The following is an 18563-nucleotide window of genomic DNA, read 5'->3' on the forward strand; positions in this document are numbered from 1 at the left end:
ACCGGCTGCGAAGAAACAAACGGGCCTCCATTCACAAAAACGCGATTCAGGCGTCATTTTTGAAGGCAATGCTTAGGGCGCTCCCAGCAAAGCCGCGGACCCACCGCTAATGCAAGCTTTCGTTCGCTTCAGGCCGCCCGCTTTCCTGTGGGAATGACGGACACCATTACGGACACCGCATCAAGCGCATGGGTCCGGAGAAGCCCACGATGCGACTTCGGAAAGGAATGACGGATCATGAAGAGGTTCCTGTTTTTCATCATCCTGGCTTTGCTGCCCAACATCGCCGCAGCCGACACCATGACCGCCAGCGATATCATCAACACCTTGAAAAGAAACAACATGGATGTTCTCATCCCAATGTATGAAAAAGGCATTCTGATTCTCGATAGTAAGAACACCACCGTCAACGCCATGAAATTGGTTAGGAACTATGCAACTTTCGCGGATGCTGAAGCCGAAAAAGCAAAATTCTGGTACCGCGGCATGCCGACCCAACAGGCAAATGACTTTATCAACAGCAATTACTCTAGACTGGGATTGCCGGAGAAATCCTTTGTTGGGATTGCCCCACGTTTTTCCTACGTGATGCAGTATGTCACCAACTCGGATCCCGGTGTCGTTTTTGAATTTGGCACGGACAGCGAAGGATGGCTTTACAAGCAGTGGTCTGTTGACCATCCCTGTCAAATCAAAGCAGAAGGTGGCGGCACTTACGGCCTCGGTCCCAGCGGTACCTATGCTTCCTGCAACAACGGCCCCAACGCCTATAAGCCGAAGATCGACAACTTGGGCGGCATGTTCAATAAATGGCTGGCTGACAACACGATAACAGCCAAAGTCGCCTACGTCCTGGCCAACCGCAAATTGTAACATGTTCGCGCAGGCAAGAGCGGGGCACTCCCCTGCGCCGCGATGGCCAAGAGTGAGGCCGGCACGCTGAAGCGCCCATTTTTCTCCCAACGATGCGAATCGGATCGGGGGCGCACCACCCAATGAACCCGCCCGGCGGACAAGCCGCCGATCCTGAAATGGGCCTTCAGCGGCCGCGACCGGCGGAAGCCGACGCGCAGGCCCCCAGCAACCACTCCCGGAACGCCATCAGTGGCGGGTGATGCGCCCGTGACGAGGGGTGGACGAGGTGATAGGCACGGTCCGGGTTTCGGTAGGGCCGGTCCAGCGCCGGGACCAGCGCCCCGTCCCGCAACTCGGCCTGCACCAGCAGGGTTGGCAGCAGCGCCACCCCCAACCCGGTGATCGCCGCCTGGGCAGTGGTGGAGAACTGTTCGAAGAACATGCCGGCGCCCTCGTGCCGCTCAATGCCCTGGGCGGCGAACCAGTCCCGCCACGCCTCCGGACGGCTGGTGGTGTGCAGCAGCGGCAGCGCCACGAGGTCCGACGCCGTGCGGATCGGGTGGGCGGCCAGGAAGGACGGAGCGCAGAGCGGCAGGACCTCCTCCTCCATCAGCCGCTCGCACACCGCGCCGGGCCAGTCGGCGGCGCCGAAATGGATGGCGGCGTCCAGATCCTCCGACCGGAAGTCGAAGGGCTCCATCTTCGTCATGAAATGGATGATGATCTGCGGGTGCGCCGCCTGGAAGGCGGGCAGGCGCGGCACCAGCCAGCGCGTGCCGAAGGTCGGCAGAACGGCCAGCTTCAGCACGCCCCCCTGCGGCGCGGTCATGACCCGGAGCGTCGCCGCCCCCACCCGGTGAAGCGCCTCCCGCACCTCCGCCGCGTAGGACTCGCCGGCCGGCGTCAGGGCCACGCGCTGGTCGCGGCGCACGAACAGCGGAACGCCGAGCTGGTCCTCCAGCGCCTTGATCTGCCGGCTGACGGCGCCCTGGGTCAGCGCCAACTCCTGCGCCGCGGCGGTGAAGCTGCCGGTGCGCGCCGCCGCCTCGAAGGCGGAGAGCGCGCTCATGGACGGGAGAAGGCGGCGTTGCAGACCCATGGGTCATGACTATAGCTCATGACCTGGGGAAAGAAAGTCGGTTGCGCGGGGCGGGGCCTGCCGCCAGATTGAGGAGGATTTGAACGCCCAGCCGAGGAACGAGCGCGCCATGAAGACCGGAGGCCAGTTGATCGTCGATGCGCTGGAGGCGCAGGGCGTCGAGCGTGTGTTCTGCGTGCCGGGCGAAAGCTACCTCGCCGTGCTGGACGCGCTGCACGATTCCCCGATCCGCACGATCAACGCCCGCCACGAGAGCGGCGCCGCCATGATGGCGGAGGCCGAGGGCAAGCTGACCGGCCGGCCGGGCATCTGCTTCGTCACCCGCGGCCCCGGCGCCACCAACGCCGCGCCGGGCGTGCATGTGGCGCAGCAGGACTCCACCCCGATGATCCTGTTCATCGGCCAGATCGAGCGCGGCATGCGCGGGCGCGACGCCTTCCAGGAGGTCGACTACACCCTCATGTTCGGCGGCATGGCCAAGTGGGTGGCGGAGATCGACAGCGCCGACCGCGTGCCGGAAATGGTCAGCCGCGCCTTCCACACCGCGCTCGCCGGCCGTCCCGGCCCGGTCGTGCTGGTGCTGCCGGAGGACATGCTGGTGGAAACGGCGGATGCGGCCGCCGCCCGCCCGGCCCAGCCGGTGGACAGCGCCCCCACCCCCGCCCAGGTCGCCGAGGTCGGGCGTCTGCTCGCCGGGGCGAAGCGCCCGCTGGTCATCGCCGGTGGCTCCCGCTGGACCGAGGACGCGGTGGCCTCGCTGCACGTTTTCGCCGAGACCTTCGCGCTGCCGGTGGCCGTCACCTTCCGCCGCCAGATGCTGTTCGACCACGCGCACCCGAACTACGCGGGCGACATCGGGCTGGGCATCAACCCGAAGCTGGTCGCCCTGGTGAAGGACGCCGACGTGATCCTGCTGCTCGGCGGCCGCTTCTCGGAGGTGCCGTCGCAGAGCTACGGGCTGCTCGGCATCCCGGAAACCGGCAAGACGCTGATCCACGTCCATCCGGGGGCGGAGGAGCTGGGCCGCGTCTACAACCCCGACCTCGCCATCAACGCCACGCCGGGGGGTTTCCTCGACGCCGTCGCCGGGCTGGAGGCGCCGGCCTCCCCCGCCTGGGCCGGCCAGGCCGAGACCGCGCACGCCGCCTACACCGCCTGGAGCGAGCCGCCGGCCACGATCCCCGGCGACGTCCAGATGGGCGCCGTCATGTCCTGGCTGCGCGACACCCTGCCCGACGACGCCATCCTGACCAACGGCGCCGGCAACTACGCCACCTGGATCCACCGCTTCTGGCGCTTCCGCCGCTTCGCCACGCAGGCGGCGCCGGTCTGCGGCTCGATGGGCTACGGCCTGCCCGCCGCCGTGGCGGCCAAGCTGCTGCACCCGGAGCGCGAGGTGGTCTGCTTCGCCGGGGACGGCTGCTTCCAGATGACCGGGCTGGAGTTCGGCACCGCCGTGCAGGAGGGCGCCAACCTGATCGTGCTGGTCATCGACAACGGCATGTACGGCACCATCCGCATGCACCAGGAGCGCGATTATCCGGGCCGCGTGTCCGGCACCGCCCTGACCAACCCGGACTTCGCCGCGCTCGCCCGCGCCTATGGCGGCCATGGCGAGACGGTGGAGCGGACGGAGGAGTTCGCCCCGGCCTTCGAGCGCGCCCGCGCCGCCGGCCGGCCGGCCATCCTGCACGTCAAGCTCGACCCCGAAGCCCTGACGCCGAACCGCAGCCTGTCCGACATCCGCGCCGCCGGGCGCCAGCGCTAACCCAAAGTCCCCTCTCCCCTCTGGGGAGAGGGTTAGGGTGAGGGGGGTGCGCTTTTGCCGGACCTCCCGCCACGCGCCACCCCTCCACCGGTTGCCCTACACCGAGGACCTTTTCCATGCAGCACCGCGACCTTCTCTCCCGCCTCGGCCTTGAGCTTCCCGCCGACGGCGCCGGCCTGTCCGTCCGCTCGCCCATTGACGGCGCTGCGCTGGGCGTGGCGCCGGTCACCCCGGCGTCGGAGATCCCAGAGGTGGCCGCCCGCGCCCAGCGCGCCTTCGAGGCGTGGCGCTCCGTCCCGGCGCCGCGCCGCGGCGAGCTGGTCCGCCTGCTGGGCGAGGAGCTGCGCGACGCCAAGGAAGACCTGGGCCGTCTCGTCACGCTGGAGATGGGCAAGATCGTCCAGGAGGGCCTGGGCGAGGTCCAGGAGATGATCGACATCTGCGACTTCGCGGTCGGCCTGTCCCGCCAGCTCTACGGCCTGACCATCGCGTCGGAGCGTCCGGGCCACGCGATGCGCGAGACCTGGCATCCGATGGGCCCCTGCGCGGTGATCTCCGCCTTCAACTTCCCGGTCGCGGTCTGGGCCTGGAACGCCGCCCTGGCGCTGGTCTGCGGCGACCCGGTGATCTGGAAGCCGTCGGAGAAGACCCCGCTGACCGCGCTCGCCTGCCAGCGCATCTTCGAGCGCGCGGTGGCCCGCTTCGGCGACGCCCCGGCGGACCTGCTGCAGGTCGTCAACGGCGGCCGCGACGTCGGCGAGGCGCTGGTCGCCAGCCCGCTGATCCCCATCGTATCGGCCACCGGCTCGACCCGCATGGGCCGCGAGGTCGCGCTGAAGGTGGCGGAGCGCTTCGCCCGCCCGATCCTGGAGCTGGGCGGCAACAACGCCATGATCGTGGCACCGTCAGCCGACCTCGACATGGCGGTACGCGCCATCGTCTTCTCGGCGGTGGGCACCTGCGGCCAGCGCTGCACCACGCTGTGCCGCCTGATCGTCCACAAGGACGTGCGCGACACGCTGCTGCCGCGCCTGAAGGCCGCCTACGGCTCCGTTCCCATCGGCAACCCGCTGGAGTCCGGCGTGCTGGTCGGCCCGCTCAACGACAAGGGCGCCTATGAGGGCATGCAGCGCGCGCTGGAGCAGGCCAAGGCCGACGGCGGCGTGGTGACCGGCGGCGGCCGTGCGCTCGCCGACCAGTATCCGGACGCCTGGTACGTGCAGCCGGCCATCGTCGAGATGCCGGGCCAGACCGACATCGTCCGTCAAGAGACCTTCGCCCCGATCCTCTACGTCCTGACCTACGAGACGCTCGAGGAGGCCATCGCGCTTCAGAACGCGGTGCCGCAGGGACTCTCGTCCTGCATCTTCACCACCGACATCCGCGAGGCCGAGAGCTTCCTGTCGGCGTCGGGCAGCGACTGCGGCATTGCCAACGTCAACATCGGCCCGTCGGGTGCTGAAATCGGCGGCGCCTTCGGCGGCGAGAAGGAGACGGGCGGCGGGCGCGAGTCCGGGTCGGACGCCTGGAAGGGCTACATGCGCCGCCAGACGGCGACGGTGAACTACTCCCGCGCCCTGCCGCTGGCCCAGGGGATTAAGTTCGAGATCGCCGGCTGATCCGCAACCGGCTTGCAAGAAATCGTCCCGCAAGAAGAAGGCCGCCCGTTTCACCGGGCGGCCTTTTCTCATTGGAAGGTCGTCGAAAGGTCAGAAGGCTTCGCGCGGAAGCCGCCTTGTGGGTCGATCGGGGGGAGTGTTGCGGCGCAGGTGCTCGGCAATGGGGGTGAGCTGTGCCAGAACCTGCTCGTGGGTCAGGCGGTCCCGGCGCAACACGGCCTGGACCACCGGGTCGTTCAACAGTTCGGCAACGCGGCAGCGCCACGTCTGCTTGGGCAGTCCGTTCATTGCTGTTCTCGTTGCTTGTGGGTTGAAAAAACGCCGGCCCTCACCGGCAGGCGTACGGTACGCGGAGCATGTTACAGTTCGACGCGTACGGCCCGTGATATTTCGGGTACCTGAACGTCCTGTGTACGTGCCTCCGGCATAGGGAATCAGCGGGAGAAACGGGGGCCGTTCAGGCCCCGTTCGCCGCTTCGTTGGCCGCCGCCTCGCGCGCCCGCACCTGCTCGCGGTGGAAGATGTAGATGCCGCTGGCGACGATCACCAGACCGCCGGCAAGGGTCGAGGCGCTGGGCGATTCCCCGAAGACCAGCAGGCCGTAGAGCACCGCCCAGATCAGCGTCGTGTAGCCGAAGGGCGCCACCGTCGCCGCGTCCGCCACCGTGTAGGCGCGGATCAGGCAGTAATGGCTGCACGCCCCCAGCACGCCGAGCATGATCATCAGCGCCGCCCCCGTCAGGTCCGGCGTCACCCAGCCGAAGGGCAGCAGCAGCCCGCAGAGCACCGTACCGGCCATGCTGGTGTAGAAGAAGGTCGTCAGGGTGGAATCGCCGCCACGCAGCAGCCGGGTGACGATCTGGTAGAGCGCGTTGCACAGCGCGGCGGCCAACGGCAGCAGGATCGCCCATTGAAAGACGATGCTGGCCGGGCCGATGATGATCATCGCCCCGATGAAGCAGCCCAGCACCCCCAGACCGCGCCGCCAGCCCACTTTCTCCTTGAGCAGCGGAACGGAGAGGACGGTGACCAGGACCGGCGCCACGTTGGCGATGGCCGCCACGTCCACGAAGGGCAGCGTCTTGTAGGACACCGCCACCAGCAGCGTCAGCACCGCCAGCAGGGCGGAGCGAAGGATCTGGATCCCCGGACGCTTGGCGATCAAATGGCTGGGGGAGCGCACCGCCACCACGGCGAAGGCGATGGCCAGATGCACCGCGAAGCGCGCCCAGGCGACCTCGGCGAAGGGATAGGTCTGCACCAGAACGCGCAGGGTCGCGTCCTGCGTCACGAACAGAAGCGTGGTCAGCAGCATCCAGGCGATGCCGGCCCGCCCGGAGGAGGCTGCGGACAGGGCCTTTTCGGTGGTGGTCATCGGGCGGCGCTCATGGGCGGGGCGGTCCTTCCTGTGGCGCGCCGGTCCTTATGCCGGACGGGCGCGCCACACCCTGCGCCCCTGGGGCCGGACGGTCAAATGCGATGCTGGTATATCAGTACGGACCTGCAGTTGCGGCCACGCCGGCCATTGGAAAGGGGCCGGCGTGGCGCATGCCCGTCAGTGCTTGTGCTGCGTGCCGCCGGCCTGCGGCCCGCCGGCACCGCCATGCGACGGGGCGGCGGACCCTGCGCTCTGCACGTCCACCTGGACGGTCACCGGCCCGGCCTTCTCGAAGGTCAGGGTCAGCGGGAACGCCTTCCCCGGAGCGAGCGGCTGCTTCAGGCCGAACAGCATGACGTGCAGGCCGCCGGGCTGCAGCGCGGTCGGCGAGCCGGGCGACACCTCGATGGCGTCGACCTGACGCATCTTCATGACGCCGTTGTCCATCAGGTGCGTGTGCAGCTCGGCCTTGTCGGCGACAGGCGTGCTGGCCGACAGCAGACGGTCGCTGTCCGGGCCGTGGGTGCTCAGCACCATGTAGGCCGAGCCGTTCGGGGCCGAGGGTGCGGTCGCGCGCGCCCAGGGATGTTCGATGTCAACCGGTCCGGCCTTGAAACCATGGGCCAGGGCGGTGCCGGCGGTCAGGGCGATCAGCGCGGCGAGCGCCAGGGCGTGCTTCTTCATGATGACGGAGTCCTGCAAAGAGAATGATGAATCGAATGGTCAGTTGATCGGGGCAGGACGCATCATCGGCGGAGCACGGGCGTTCGGGCGGAAAACGCTCCGGCGACGCAGCTTGCGGGTTCGAAGGGGAAGCGCGCGCAGCGCCCCTGACAGGCGCGGCGGCGGAACGGTGACGTCCACCGGGGTCAGCATCGCCGGCGGCGCGCAGCCGAGCTGGCAGCCCAGGCAATGCTCCAGATCGTGCTTCGGCTGGTCGGGCGCGCCGGGCATCCGGTCCGTCGCCCCATCCGGGCCGCACATGGACGCCGCCCAGAAGGACTGCGCCAGACCGGCGGACAGCATGGCGACCGCTTGCCCCGGCACCTGGGCCAGGATCAGCAGAAGAACGGCGGCCAGCGCCGCAGCCAGCCCGGATCGCCCGCGGAGCGCAAGCGCCGCGAGCGCGGCGCCGCCCTTCTCGCGATGCCCGCTCAGCCCGCCCCACTCCCCAGAACGGAGAGGGGAGGCCGATGGCCGTGCTGACGTTGCCCCGTTCAAACCGGTTTCCATTCCACCCACAGGACGGATGACCGGTTGTAGGCGATGTGCGTGGAGCTTGTCGAGTTGCCGCCGTTCACTCGAAACCGCAACGTCAGGCCGAATCCCCGTCCAGCAGACAACGCACCGTGATCTGCAAGGTGTCCACGCCGACCGGCTTGCTGAGCATCCGCGTGCCCGCTCCCAGGCTGTCCGCTTCGAGAGCGGCGTAATGCGCGTAGCCGGTCACGAACAGCACCCTCAACCCAGGGCGAAGCTCCCGCGCGACGTCGGCCAGATCCCGCCCGGTCATTCCGGGCAGTCCGACGTCGGTGATCAGAAGGTCGATCGCCGTATCCGACTCCAGGATGCGGATCGCCGCCTCGGGTTCGGCGGCCTGCAAGACGTGGTATCCCTGCCCTTCCAGCGCCTCGACCCACAGCATCAGGACGAGGGCTTCGTCCTCGACCACCAGGATGGTTTCATCGTTGCGGGACGGGTCCTGCGACGGCAAGTCCGCAACGGGGGCCGAGCTGTCGGCGCCGTCCACACCGTCATGCTGCGGCAGGTACAGGCTGACGGTGGTGCCTTGGCCGGGCTGCGACCGGATGGCCGCGTGCCCGCCCGATTGACGCGCGAAGCCGTAGAGCTGGCTCAGCCCGAGGCCGCTGCCCTGGCCGATTGGCTTCGTCGTGAAGAAGGGTTCGAACGCCCTCTCCAGCACGTCCGGCGGCATGCCGCTTCCGGTGTCGGTGATGCGGAGCAGGACGTAGCGGCCGGGAAGGATATCCCCCTGCGCGTCCGAGACGGTCTCGTCCAGAACGGTGTTGCTCGTCTCGACGCGCAGGAGCCCGCCGTCCGGCATGGCGTCGCGGGCGTTGATGGCGAGGTTGAGCAGGGCACTTTCGACTTGGTTGGCGTCCGCCCAGGTCCGCCAAAGCCCGTCGGCCAACGCCGTTTCCACCCGGATCGACTCGCCGACGGACTGTTGGATCAGGCCGCTCATGGCGGCGACCAGAGTGTTCAGGTCCAGGCTGCGGGGCGTCAGCGGCTGGCGCCGGGCGAAGGCGAGAAGGTGCCGGGTAAGCGCCGCGGCGCGGTCGCCCGCCGTGACGGCCATGGCAACGTGCCGCAGCAGCGGATCATCGGCACGCAGCGTGCTTTGCAGCATGTGCAGGTTGCCGAGCATGACCTGCAGCAGGTTGTTGAAGTCGTGGGCGATCCCGCCGGTGAGCTGGCCGACCGCCTCCATCTTCTGGGCCTGCTGCAACGCCTCCTCGGCCTTGCGGCGTTCCCGCATCTCGGTCTGCAGGGACTGGGTGCGCTCCGCCACCCGTCCTTCCAGTTCATTGTTGGCCCGCTCGATGTCGGCCAGAAGCGTCCGCATGCGATATTGGCGCAGGCGTGTCCGCGCCGCGGACTGTGCCGCGCTTTGCAGGGCTTCGGCATGCAGAGGCGGGTCCAGCAGCGTGACGTTGCCGAGCCGCTGGAACTGCGTCCATCGCGCCTTGCTGGCCGACCGGTTGCCGCGCGCGGTGAGCACCAGAACAGGCAGGTCCGACCAGGGCGGCTGGGCCTCCAGACAGGCGACCAGAGGCTCCATCCCCGCCCTCAGCAACGCGCCTTCGGAGAGGAGCAGGGCCGTGACGTCCCTCGTCAGGCCATCGCACAGAGCCGGCAGATCGACGCAGAACTGCGTGGTCAGCCCGACCTCGTCCAGCACGAGGCGGATGACCTCCGCGTCCCGGCCATGCGGGGCGAGCACGAGGATCGGGGCGTCCATGCGCTGCCGTCAACCCGTCTCGCTCTGCCCGCGCAACAACGGGTCTGCCGCCCCGTCATAGCTGGGCACGCCGGTGAGCACCCCCTGAAATTCAAGAAGCTGCGGGCCGACCTGCATGCCATCGGGGAACAGACGGAACTCGCGGATCGCCAGCTCATGGACGCCAGTGCGCTTCTTGACCACCGAGATCGCCTTGCGCACCTGTCCCGCCGCCTCGAAGAAGCGCAGCAGAACCACGGTGTCGCTCATGAAGGACAGGTCCACGGGATTCTGGATGTCCCCGACGATGCCCTGCTGGGCCAGGATCAGAATGGTCACGACACCCTGGTTGTTCAGATAGGTCAGCAGTTCATGCATCTGCAGGATGAGCGCCTTTTCTTCCGGCATGGTGCTGAGGTACGAATTGAGGCTGTCGATGACCACGACGCGCGCCTTCCGGTCCTCCACTTGGCGGCGGACCTGCCAGACGAACTGGCCCGGCGACAGGCGCGACGGGTTCGCGCGCTCCCAGCCCAGTTCGCCCTTGCGCACCGCCTCCTCAATGTCGATGCCGAGTGCGGTGCTGCGCAGCGCCAGGGTTTCGAAGGACTCGTCGAAGGAGAAATAGGCGGCGTGCTCACCACGGCGCACCGCCGCCGCGACATATTGCAGGGCGATGGACGATTTGCCGACGCCCGACGGACCGACGAGCATCGTCGTCGTGCCGCGTGTCAGCCCGCCGCCCATCAGCTCGTCCAGCCCACTCAGGCTGCTCGACACGGAGGTCGGCTCGAACTCCGCCTTGTGCTCGTCGGCGATCAGGCTCGGGAAGATCAGCACGTTGCCCGGCGTGATGGCGAAATCGTGCCAGCCGCTCTGGTATTCGGAGCCGCGCATCTTGGCGATCCGCAGGCGCCGCCGCGCCGCGCCGTAGGAACGCTCGATCTGCTCCAGGCTGACCACGCCGTGCATCAGGCTGTGCAGTTCCATGGAGCCGGTCTGGCTGGTCAGATCGTCCAGCGCCAGCGTGGTGCAGTGGCGTCCTTGCAGGAACTGCTTGAGCGCCAGGATCTGCCGCCGGTAGCGAAGCTGGTCCTGGGCGAGCAGGCGCAGCTCCGACAGGGAATCGATCACCACGAGGTCCGGCTTGTCGGCCTCGATCCGCTCGGTGATCAGGCGCATGGTTTCGCCCAGCTCGACTTCCGACGGGTAGAGCACGCTCTGCTGGCGGTCGAGCTGCGCCTCCAGCGGGACGAGTTCAAAGATGCCGATGCCGTCCAGCGACCAGCCGTGGCTGGCGGCCGAGGCGCGCAACTCCGTCTCGGTTTCCGACAGGGTCACATACAGGCCCCGCTTGCCGTCGCGCAGGCCCTTCAGCAGGAATTGAAGCGCGATGGTCGTCTTGCCGGTTCCCGGCGCGCCCTCCAGAAGATGCAGCCGCGCGCGCGGCAGGCCCCCCCTCAGGACCATGTCGAATTCTGGAATTCCGGTCAGGATCTTGTCCGTCTTGGTCGGCTCCGACACCCAGGTCTCCTCTTGGTCTGGCCCGCTGGCAGCGCCTCGCGCCACACGCCGCCGTGATGTGGTGAACGGCCCGAACGCCTGGACGGACGGACAAACGCACAGCCTCGGAGGACATCCACGCCCCGCGGGCGCGGCTCCGCCACCATCAACCCAATGCCGGGGTTCCTGTTCCTTTGTGCCTTCGGGATGCCGACCGTCGGGGATGCTTGGACGTCGCCGCGGGTTACCGCGATGTTGGGCGGCGGTGCGAACGACGCCTGGGTTCGACTGGCGCGACCTTTACCGGCCCGACCCCAGCACGCGGCGGCGCTTGGGGTCCGGTCCCAGCGAGCGGATAAAGGGCGGCAATCCGCCGGCCGACCGCGTGTTGAAGACCGCCTTCGGCGCGTCCTCCTCCGCTTTCTCCGGCATCGCCGCCTCTTCCATGGCCGTCTCCGGGGCAGCGTTCGCCCTGCCGAAGCCGCGGGCGATCCACAGGACGAGCGCGCCGGACAGCAGAAGCAGCAGCGGCGGCACGGCGGCGCGCAGGCCCCAGGGCCACAGAACCTCCGCCCGGCGCGTCCAGCGCTCCGCCCAGAAACGCTCGGCGATCTGCCGCACGCGCTCCTCGCCGAGGCCCGGCGGGGCGGCAAGGCTGGTGCCGTCGGGGAAGTCCGTCCGTGCCACGACGCCCCGCCTCACCCCATCCTCCACCACCGCCTCGTCGGCGGCGTAGTGCTGCGGCAGAAAGGCGTCCCTTGCGTCCGAATAGGCGTAGAGACCGGCGAAAGGATGGCGCCCCTGCAGATCGGCGGCGGCGAAGGCGGCGACCACCGCCCCCCACAGCAGGGCGGCAGCCAGCCAGCCCCGCCACAGGCCCTTGCTCCAATTCATGTCCCGTCTCCCTCTTGCCCAAGGAGGCTCTTCCCCAAGGAGGCGGAAAAACTAAAGACCCGGCCGGCGGGCAGCCAGGGTCAAAAACCGGCCTTTGGTCGATCAACCGTCCCGGATCAGGCCGCGGGCTTCAACAATTCGCGCAGGATGTGCGGGGTGATCGGCTTGTGGACGAGGCGGAAGCCGGCGCCGCGGATTTCGGTGATGCGTTCGGGCGCGGTGTCGCCGGTCAGCACGACGGCGGGGATGCGCACGCCGCAGACGCCGTGGATGTCGCGGATCGCCTCCACGCCCGTCCGCCCCTCGCGCAGGCGGTAATCGGCGATGATGAGGTCCGGCAGCCGGCCCAGCCCGTGCAGGACGTCAACCGCCTCCTCCGCCGACACGGCGGCCACCACCTCGTAGCCCCACTGTTCCAGCAGAGTGCGCAGGCTGAGCAGCACGATGGCCTCGTCGTCGATGACCACCACCAATCCCTGCCCGTCGTCGTTGGCCCGGTCCGGCCCGTTGCGGCGCAGGATGGCGCGGGCGCGCACGGAGGGAAGCTCCACCGAGAAGACGCTGCCCCGTCCGGGCCGCGAGCGCAGGGCGATCGTGTGGCCGAGCAGCCCGGCCAGCCGTTTCACGATGGCGAGGCCGAGACCCAGCCCCTTGGCACGGTCGCGCTCCTGGTTGCCGATCTGGAAGAACTCTTCGAAGACGACCTGCTGCAGGTCCTCCGGCACGCCGACGCCGCTGTCGGCCACCTCGATGCGCAATGCACCGTTGCCGCGCCGGCAGCCAACCACGACGCCGCCCCGCTCGGTGTAGCGCAGCGCGTTCTCGATCAGGTTGCGCAGGATGCGTTCCAGCAGCATCGGGTCGGTGCGCGCCCACAGCGAGGTCGGCACGATCCGCAGCCGCAGCCCCTGCCCCTCCGCCTGCGGTCCGTATTCCGCGGCCAGCCGGTCGAGCAGCGGCCCGACCGCGCATTCGGTGACGCTGGGCTCCACCGCTCCGGCGTCGAGCCGCGACACGTCGAGAAGTCCGTCGAGCAGGAGCTTCAGCGCGTCCAGAGAATGGCCCATGCTGGCCACCAGCTCGTGGCCGGGATGGCCGTGCAGCTTGTCGCCCAGCACCTGCGCGAAGAAGTAGAGCGACTGCACGGGCTGGCGCAGGTCGTGACTGGCCGCCGCCAGGAACTGAGTCTTCGCCCGCTCCGCCTTCTCGGCGCGGTTCTTCTCCCGCCGGGCCTCGTCCGCCGCGGCCAGCGCGCGCTCCATCGCCTGCTCCGCCGCTTCCTTGGCGGCAAGCAACGCCTCCTCCGCCGTCTTGCGGGCGGTGATGTCGCGGACGATGCCTGTGAAGCGCACCTCGCCGTCGGCCTTCCATTCGGCGACGGACAGCTCCAGAGGGAACACCGACCCGTCCTTGCGCTGGCCCGTCACCTCGCGCCCGATGCCGATGATCCGCCGCTCCCCCGTGCGGTGGTAGCGCTTCAAATAACCGTCGTGCGCGCTGCGGTCGGGATCGGGCATCAGCATGCTGACGTTGCGGCCCATCACCTCGTCCGCGGCGTAACCGAAGATCCGCTCGGCGGCGCGGTTGAAGCTGTGCAGGACGCCGGCCCGGTCGATGACCACGATGGCGTCCACCGCCGTGTCGACGATGGAGCGGTAGCGGGCCTCCGCATGGGCCACGGATTCGCTGGCGCCGACCAGCGCGGCGCTTGCCTCGGCCAGGACGCGGTGCAACTCGTCGATCTCGCGCACCGGAACGCCGCCGTCATAGCGGATGGCCCGCCCCTCCATCAGGCTGCCGCCATGGGCGGCCAGTTCACGGACGGGGTGGGCGAGCCGACGCGCGAAGACCCCCGCCGACGCCAGAGACACGGCCAGCAGGACCAGTCCGAGCCCCAACGCCAGCACCACCGTGCGGTTCAGGGGATTGAGCACGGCCTCCGTCGGCGTCGCAGCGACCAGGGTCCAGTCTGCGCGTAGCGAGCGGTGAAAGGCGCCGATGATCTCCACCCCGTCCAGCGTGGCGCCGCGGTAGTTGCCGGTCTCCGCCGTGCCGCGCGCCGCCAGGAACCAGTCGGGCACCGTCCGCCCCAGATACTCCGCATGCTCGCGCGAGCGGGCGGCGATCCGGTCCTGGCCGTCGATGATCGCGGCGATCAGGCCGGACCGCGTCTCGAAGCCCTCCAGCAGATTGCTCCAGGTCTGCGGATCGACCACCGCCGACAGGATGTAGCGCAGGCTGCCGTCGCGCAGCACCGGCACCATGACGGCGATCGTCGGGCGCTCCGCCGCCGTCGCGGTGACCAGATCGGACACCGCCGGCTGGCGGGTCACGGTCAGCCGTTGCAGCGCGTCGCGCTGGGGCACATCCGGCAGCGGAGCGCCGAGCCTGACCGCCGTGTTGACGATCTGTCGCCCCGACGGGTCGATCAGCGCGATGTTGGTCCAGGAGGGGTGCTGAGTCAGCGCCAGCGTCGCCCGCTCATAGAAACCGGCGGGATCGTCGGCCGCCAGAGCGTCCGTGCGGGACAGCGCCCGCAGCGCCTCGATGGTCGCTTCCAACTCCCGGTCGACGATCAGGGCCAGCGCCTCCGCCGTGTCGGACATGTTGTTCTCGACGGCGTCCCGCTGCTGCTGCACCAGCCAGCCAATGAGCATGCCACCGAGCAGGAGCATCGGCACCAGCGTCACGAGCACAAGCCTCAGCAGGTACCCGCGCAGAGTCATCGGTTGCTGACGGGATACCGTCTTCAGCGGCATGGATGGACAATCCGAAAGGTTCGCGGCACGAACAGATTATCACATCTTGCTCCGCCCTTTCGTGCTTCGCCACCGGAATCTGAAACGATGGGGTGAGACTGATTATATAGGCGTTACCCTGTTGGAATAATGAAGGGTCTGCCAAGCCTTCGCTCCACCTCTTCGGCGCGATCCACAGTCATTGGCATACTTGGCTTCTCGGACTGAACTTTTCGTACGCGTCTTCTTACTGAAAGATACGAGTTCATGTCCTTGACATACCGTGGTATGAGGATCGTTGGCCGACCGATCCCTTATCAAGAGCTTGGAAACGACCAGTCTCATCTGAGACCGAGGCTGCGCGGAAGCCAGGACCACTTGCGCATCGTGCGGCATGACGGAGACCGGAGTGGAAACCGGAGGCGTCGTTACCGTCGGCGTCGCCGGGGCGACGGGAGGAGCGGCCAGGGCGGCGGCCTGCTGACGGCGGGCGGTTTCCGCCTCCTTCTCCTTCTGATGGCGGCGATGGGCAATCTCGCGGGCACGGAGTTGCTGTTCCTGGCGCAGGGCCATGGCCAGCCGGCGCAGGGCCGCCATCCCACCAGTCACCGATGCCTGACCGGCGGCGGCCCGGAAATCGCCAACCGTGGGGAAGCGCCGGTAACCGGAGCGGAAAGAGGACCAGACGCCGCGGAAACCGGCGATCCATTCCTCGGCGGGCCAGCCGGCCATCTCGAGAATTTCGGCCTCCAGCACATCGGCGTCCGGAAGCTCCAGGCCGAAGCGCGCCGCCAGCTTCTCGATGCCGGTCAGCACATTCTCCACACCGATGGCCGGGCAAACGGTTTCAAGGGCGGCTTCCACCCGCTCGGCCAGCGTCCCGATCTCCTCCGGCGTGCGATCCGCGATCTCGAAGCGCAGGTCGGCGCGCTCAAGCCGGGCGAGCGAGACGATCACGCAAGGCAGAGAGGACGCCGGCGTTGCGGGCAGCCACGCCATGTCCGGCGTCTGCGGGGCGGTGCCGACGGGAAGGCTCGGAAGGTTGGCGGTCATTCTGGTCGCTCCGGTTGGAGGGGCGGCGGAAGGCGGTTGCAAAGGGGACGACGGTGCCTTCGGGCGTTTCGCCGACTGGTGCCGCGGCGGGGGCGACCAACTCGCGGGCCACCCATTTGCGCCAGGCGCCAGACGGGTCGGCCGGGCTGTAGCCGTTGCGGGCGTTGGCTTTGCGGCACCAGGACACGAACTTTCGGGTCACCGTGGCCGGATGGACCTCCGGGCGGGTTTCCGCGGCCCAGGCCAGATCGGCGGCGTCCGGCTGCCAGTCTTCGGCAAGGGGGTTCCGGTTCTTGATGCCCGAAGGCCCAACCGATCCCCCCGCCTGGAAGGAGGAGGAGTTTTGAGAATCAGGATTCAGGGGATTCCCTGCCCTTAGGAGTCCGTCAGCCGGCTGACCGGTGGTGTCGACGGGCCGACCGGAAGAGTCGGTGTCCTGCGCGCCCACCAGGGCATAGACCATCCCGCGGAATCCGCGTTCGCGGCGGGCTTCCACCAGGGCCAGGTCCGGCGCCTGCAGCTTCGTCAGCACGGCGGACAGCCAGGGACGGCTCTTGCCGAGTTCGGCGGCCAGCTCGTCCTGGACCAGACCGGCGCAGACACCGGCGGCGTCCGCCCGCGCGTAGAGGCCGGAGAGCACAGCGATCTCCGCGGCTCCCACGCCGGGCGCAGCGATCCATCGCCGGTACAAGGTCGTGTACGGGGTCATTGTCTTCCCATGATCCAGCGCTTCAATCCCGGCGGAAGACAAAGCGGGAGCGTCAGTGGAATCCGCGATTCCACTTGGTTTTCCGGACCTACCCTGGCATCATGAAGTCGCCAAACCGCTGATGCGGGGTCCGGTTCTCCCGGTCTTCCATCGGTTTTCGACACTTCGGTGTGCACGAGGGCACAGGTCGCCAAACCTGTGCCCTTTGTGTTTCCGGAGGTCGTGTCCTCCGTTACGTCATCGTCGCCTCCTTCGGCGTGTCGCGGCTGTTCGAAGCCGCCAGCTGAAAATCCTGGCCCAAAATACTGGTCCAAAAGCTATCGGTTCGGGCTTTGGTGAGCCCGTTACGCAAGATGTTGTCGTGGCCCCAACAGGCTGTCCACGATTCAAATGCGTGCGTCGGAATCGCTCCGGTTGCGCCGATGCGGGGACGTGGAGTCAGTGGAATCAAGGCTTTGAGCCCCCTGGAGCGGTGGCGGACCACGTCTGGGTGTCGCCGTTCTGCCGAGAAACCGGGTGGAAAACGTCGCCGTTCTGCCGAAAGATTCCAGCGCACGGCGCGTCGCGCCAGGACGTCGGAGTCCGCCCGATGTCGCCGTTCTGCCGAATAATCTGGGCTGTGGCCCCTCGGTGACTCCGGGAATCGGCCGAGAATCGGACTCCGACTCGCGCAACCGAGTGTCGCCGTTCTGCCAATGTGCTCCCCCCGCGGCGGCCTCCGGACCCCGAGGAGTCCGGAAAGAGTCAGGGAATCCAAGCCTTTCAACGCTGTTTTGTGGCTTGTCGGGAGTCCGGACCGTCAGAACGCGGACGCTTTCGGCAGGGAAACCCTCCGGCGGGGCACAGCGTCCGGGGAAACTGGCAGAACGGCGACATTCGTCCGCACGGTCACAGCGTCGTTTCCGGCCGGTGAGGAATCTTTCGGCAGAATGGCGACGTTGGCGCCTGCGCTATGGAACATGCGGGGCGTATCGGGAATCAATACCGTAACCGCCAGCGGCGGGGCCGGGGAGATTGGGTGCATGGACGACCACAAGACCGACCAGGAAAACGCCGAACTGCTGGACCGTCCGGTCCAGCTGGCGCTGCGGCTGGATTCGCCGCTGCGCGGCGACGTGAACAACGACCGGGCCCTGATGGCCTATTCGCTGTTCGGCCTGTCGAAGGACAAGGTGGAAAGCCTTCCCACCTACGACGACGGCAAGGTGAAGATCGAGGTGCGCGCCCCGCGCGACGTCGGCGTCGCGACGATCTGGGACAAGTCGGTGCTGATCTACGCCGTCTCGCTGCTGCGCGAGAAGATGGCGGAGGGCAAGATGGGGCCGGAGGTGGGGAAGCTGCACTTCACCACCAGCGACCTCCAGCGCATCGTCGGGAAGACCGCCGGGGGCAGCGCCTACGACAAGATCGAAGGGGCGCTGGAGCGGCTCCAGGGCACCCAGATCAAGACCAACCTGGAGGCCGGTGGCGAAGGCGAAAGCGGCGCCTTCTCCTGGATCTCCGACTACAAGCTGCTGTACCGCCGCGGCAAGAAGGACGGCGAGCGGCAGGTGCGCGGCCTGACGCTGGTTCTGTCGAACTGGGTGGTGCGCGCGGCGCTGGGCAACAACCTGCTGACATATTCGGAAGACTACTTCGCGCTGAAGCCCATCGAGAAGCGGCTCTACGAGATCGCCCGCGCCCATCTGGGCCACGGCAACGCCTTCTGGATGGCGCTGGAGCCGCTGCGCAAGCGGGTCGGCTCCGACAACGACCTGCGCAAGTTCAAGAACGCGCTCGGCCCCGTGCTCCAGGCCGACCGCATTCCCGGCTACGGCGTGCGCATCGTCGAAGCCTCGGAGTACAAGGAGTTGATGACGGCGCGCGGCGCCTCCATCGCCCGCGTGCTGAACGCCGACCTGCCGGTCATCTTCTGGCGCAAGGACGCCGGCGAGCCGGAGAGCTGGATCGACATTCCCAGGGTCGAGTTCGACGAGGTGGTCTGA

General features: G+C 68.1%; 15 protein-coding genes. 4 read left to right on the forward strand and 11 right to left on the reverse strand.

The genetic code is table 11. The annotated features are described in order from the left end of the window. The first annotated feature begins 237 nt into the window (after positions 1 to 237). Positions 238 to 873, forward strand: a complete 636-nt coding sequence (locus tag H1Q64_RS31335) for a hypothetical protein (RefSeq protein ID WP_237907749.1) — start codon at positions 238 to 240, stop codon at positions 871 to 873. A 166-nt stretch (positions 874 to 1039) separates the two neighbouring features. On the opposite strand, the gene gcvA is transcribed toward H1Q64_RS31335, so the two are convergent. Further along, positions 1040 to 1954, reverse strand: coding sequence for a transcriptional regulator GcvA (gcvA, locus tag H1Q64_RS31340; protein WP_237907750.1), 915 nt, complete (start codon positions 1952 to 1954; stop codon positions 1040 to 1042). Between the two features lie 109 nt (positions 1955 to 2063). Between gcvA and H1Q64_RS31345 the strand changes: the two genes are divergently transcribed. Both H1Q64_RS31345 and H1Q64_RS31350 read left to right on the forward strand, forming a co-directional pair. Next, complete coding sequence (locus H1Q64_RS31345; RefSeq protein WP_237907751.1) at positions 2064 to 3722, forward strand: thiamine pyrophosphate-binding protein; 1659 nt, start codon at positions 2064 to 2066, stop codon at positions 3720 to 3722. A gap of 116 nt (positions 3723 to 3838) precedes the next feature. After that, a complete protein-coding gene (locus H1Q64_RS31350; protein WP_237907752.1) occupies positions 3839 to 5341 on the forward strand; it encodes an aldehyde dehydrogenase family protein in 1503 nt (500 codons plus the stop codon). 90 nt (positions 5342 to 5431) lie between these two features. On the opposite strand, the gene H1Q64_RS31355 is transcribed toward H1Q64_RS31350, so the two are convergent. From H1Q64_RS31355 to H1Q64_RS31400, 10 genes are all read right to left on the reverse strand, one after another. Continuing rightward, positions 5432 to 5629, reverse strand: coding sequence for a hypothetical protein (locus H1Q64_RS31355; protein WP_237907753.1), 198 nt, complete (start codon positions 5627 to 5629; stop codon positions 5432 to 5434). 169 nt (positions 5630 to 5798) lie between these two features. Continuing rightward, complete coding sequence (locus H1Q64_RS31360; protein ID WP_237907754.1) at positions 5799 to 6716, reverse strand: DMT family transporter; 918 nt, start codon at positions 6714 to 6716, stop codon at positions 5799 to 5801. Between the two features lie 180 nt (positions 6717 to 6896). Further along, complete coding sequence (locus H1Q64_RS31365) at positions 6897 to 7403, reverse strand: copper chaperone PCu(A)C (protein ID WP_170295955.1); 507 nt, start codon at positions 7401 to 7403, stop codon at positions 6897 to 6899. Between the two features lie 39 nt (positions 7404 to 7442). Continuing rightward, the gene (locus H1Q64_RS31370) at positions 7443 to 7940 is read right to left on the reverse strand and encodes a DUF2946 domain-containing protein (RefSeq protein WP_237907755.1); all 498 of its coding nucleotides are present in this window, start codon (positions 7938 to 7940) and stop codon (positions 7443 to 7445) included. Positions 7941 to 8034: 94 nt separating this feature from the next. After that, entirely contained in the window at positions 8035 to 9702 is a 1668-nt protein-coding gene (locus tag H1Q64_RS31375; RefSeq protein WP_237907756.1) for an ATP-binding protein, read from the reverse strand. A 9-nt stretch (positions 9703 to 9711) separates the two neighbouring features. Next, positions 9712 to 11205, reverse strand: coding sequence for an ATPase domain-containing protein (locus tag H1Q64_RS31380; protein WP_269145439.1), 1494 nt, complete (start codon positions 11203 to 11205; stop codon positions 9712 to 9714). 279 nt (positions 11206 to 11484) lie between these two features. After that, the gene (locus tag H1Q64_RS31385) at positions 11485 to 12078 is read right to left on the reverse strand and encodes a hypothetical protein (RefSeq protein ID WP_237907757.1); all 594 of its coding nucleotides are present in this window, start codon (positions 12076 to 12078) and stop codon (positions 11485 to 11487) included. A gap of 116 nt (positions 12079 to 12194) precedes the next feature. Then, a complete protein-coding gene (locus tag H1Q64_RS31390) occupies positions 12195 to 14837 on the reverse strand; it encodes a PAS domain S-box protein (RefSeq protein WP_237907758.1) in 2643 nt (880 codons plus the stop codon). 102 nt (positions 14838 to 14939) lie between these two features. Continuing rightward, positions 14940 to 15815 (reverse strand): hypothetical protein, encoded by an 876-nt coding sequence (locus H1Q64_RS31395; protein WP_237908180.1) that lies wholly within the window; start codon positions 15813 to 15815, stop codon positions 14940 to 14942. Then, entirely contained in the window at positions 15748 to 16509 is a 762-nt protein-coding gene (locus H1Q64_RS31400) for a hypothetical protein (protein ID WP_237907759.1), read from the reverse strand. Before H1Q64_RS31400 ends, H1Q64_RS31395 begins: the two co-directional genes overlap by 68 nt. A 1091-nt stretch (positions 16510 to 17600) precedes the next feature. Between H1Q64_RS31400 and H1Q64_RS31405 the strand changes: the two genes are divergently transcribed. Next, positions 17601 to 18563: a replication initiator protein A gene (locus H1Q64_RS31405; protein ID WP_237907760.1), complete on the forward strand. Its 963-nt coding sequence runs from the start codon at positions 17601 to 17603 to the stop codon at positions 18561 to 18563.

The sequence above is a fragment of the Azospirillum brasilense genome, assembly GCF_022023855.1.
Taxonomy (GTDB): Bacteria; Pseudomonadota; Alphaproteobacteria; order Azospirillales; family Azospirillaceae; genus Azospirillum; species Azospirillum brasilense_F.

What these genes read in the sequence shown, in the direction of transcription:
- H1Q64_RS31395 (WP_237908180.1), bottom strand. Translation starts at nt 15,815, where the DNA reads ATGGCGTGGCTGCCCGCAACGCCGGCGTCCTCTCTGCCTTGCGTGATC.
- H1Q64_RS31405 (WP_237907760.1), top strand. Translation starts at nt 17,601, where the DNA reads ATGGACGACCACAAGACCGACCAGGAAAACGCCGAACTGCTGGACCGT.
- H1Q64_RS31390 (WP_237907758.1), bottom strand. Translation starts at nt 14,837, where the DNA reads ATGCCGCTGAAGACGGTATCCCGTCAGCAACCGATGACTCTGCGCGGG.
- H1Q64_RS31345 (WP_237907751.1), top strand. Translation starts at nt 2,064, where the DNA reads ATGAAGACCGGAGGCCAGTTGATCGTCGATGCGCTGGAGGCGCAGGGC.
- H1Q64_RS31365 (WP_170295955.1), bottom strand. Translation starts at nt 7,403, where the DNA reads ATGAAGAAGCACGCCCTGGCGCTCGCCGCGCTGATCGCCCTGACCGCC.
- H1Q64_RS31385 (WP_237907757.1), bottom strand. Translation starts at nt 12,078, where the DNA reads ATGAATTGGAGCAAGGGCCTGTGGCGGGGCTGGCTGGCTGCCGCCCTG.
- gcvA (WP_237907750.1), bottom strand. Translation starts at nt 1,954, where the DNA reads ATGGGTCTGCAACGCCGCCTTCTCCCGTCCATGAGCGCGCTCTCCGCC.
- H1Q64_RS31350 (WP_237907752.1), top strand. Translation starts at nt 3,839, where the DNA reads ATGCAGCACCGCGACCTTCTCTCCCGCCTCGGCCTTGAGCTTCCCGCC.
- H1Q64_RS31335 (WP_237907749.1), top strand. Translation starts at nt 238, where the DNA reads ATGAAGAGGTTCCTGTTTTTCATCATCCTGGCTTTGCTGCCCAACATC.
- H1Q64_RS31360 (WP_237907754.1), bottom strand. Translation starts at nt 6,716, where the DNA reads ATGACCACCACCGAAAAGGCCCTGTCCGCAGCCTCCTCCGGGCGGGCC.
- H1Q64_RS31375 (WP_237907756.1), bottom strand. Translation starts at nt 9,702, where the DNA reads ATGGACGCCCCGATCCTCGTGCTCGCCCCGCATGGCCGGGACGCGGAG.
- H1Q64_RS31355 (WP_237907753.1), bottom strand. Translation starts at nt 5,629, where the DNA reads ATGAACGGACTGCCCAAGCAGACGTGGCGCTGCCGCGTTGCCGAACTG.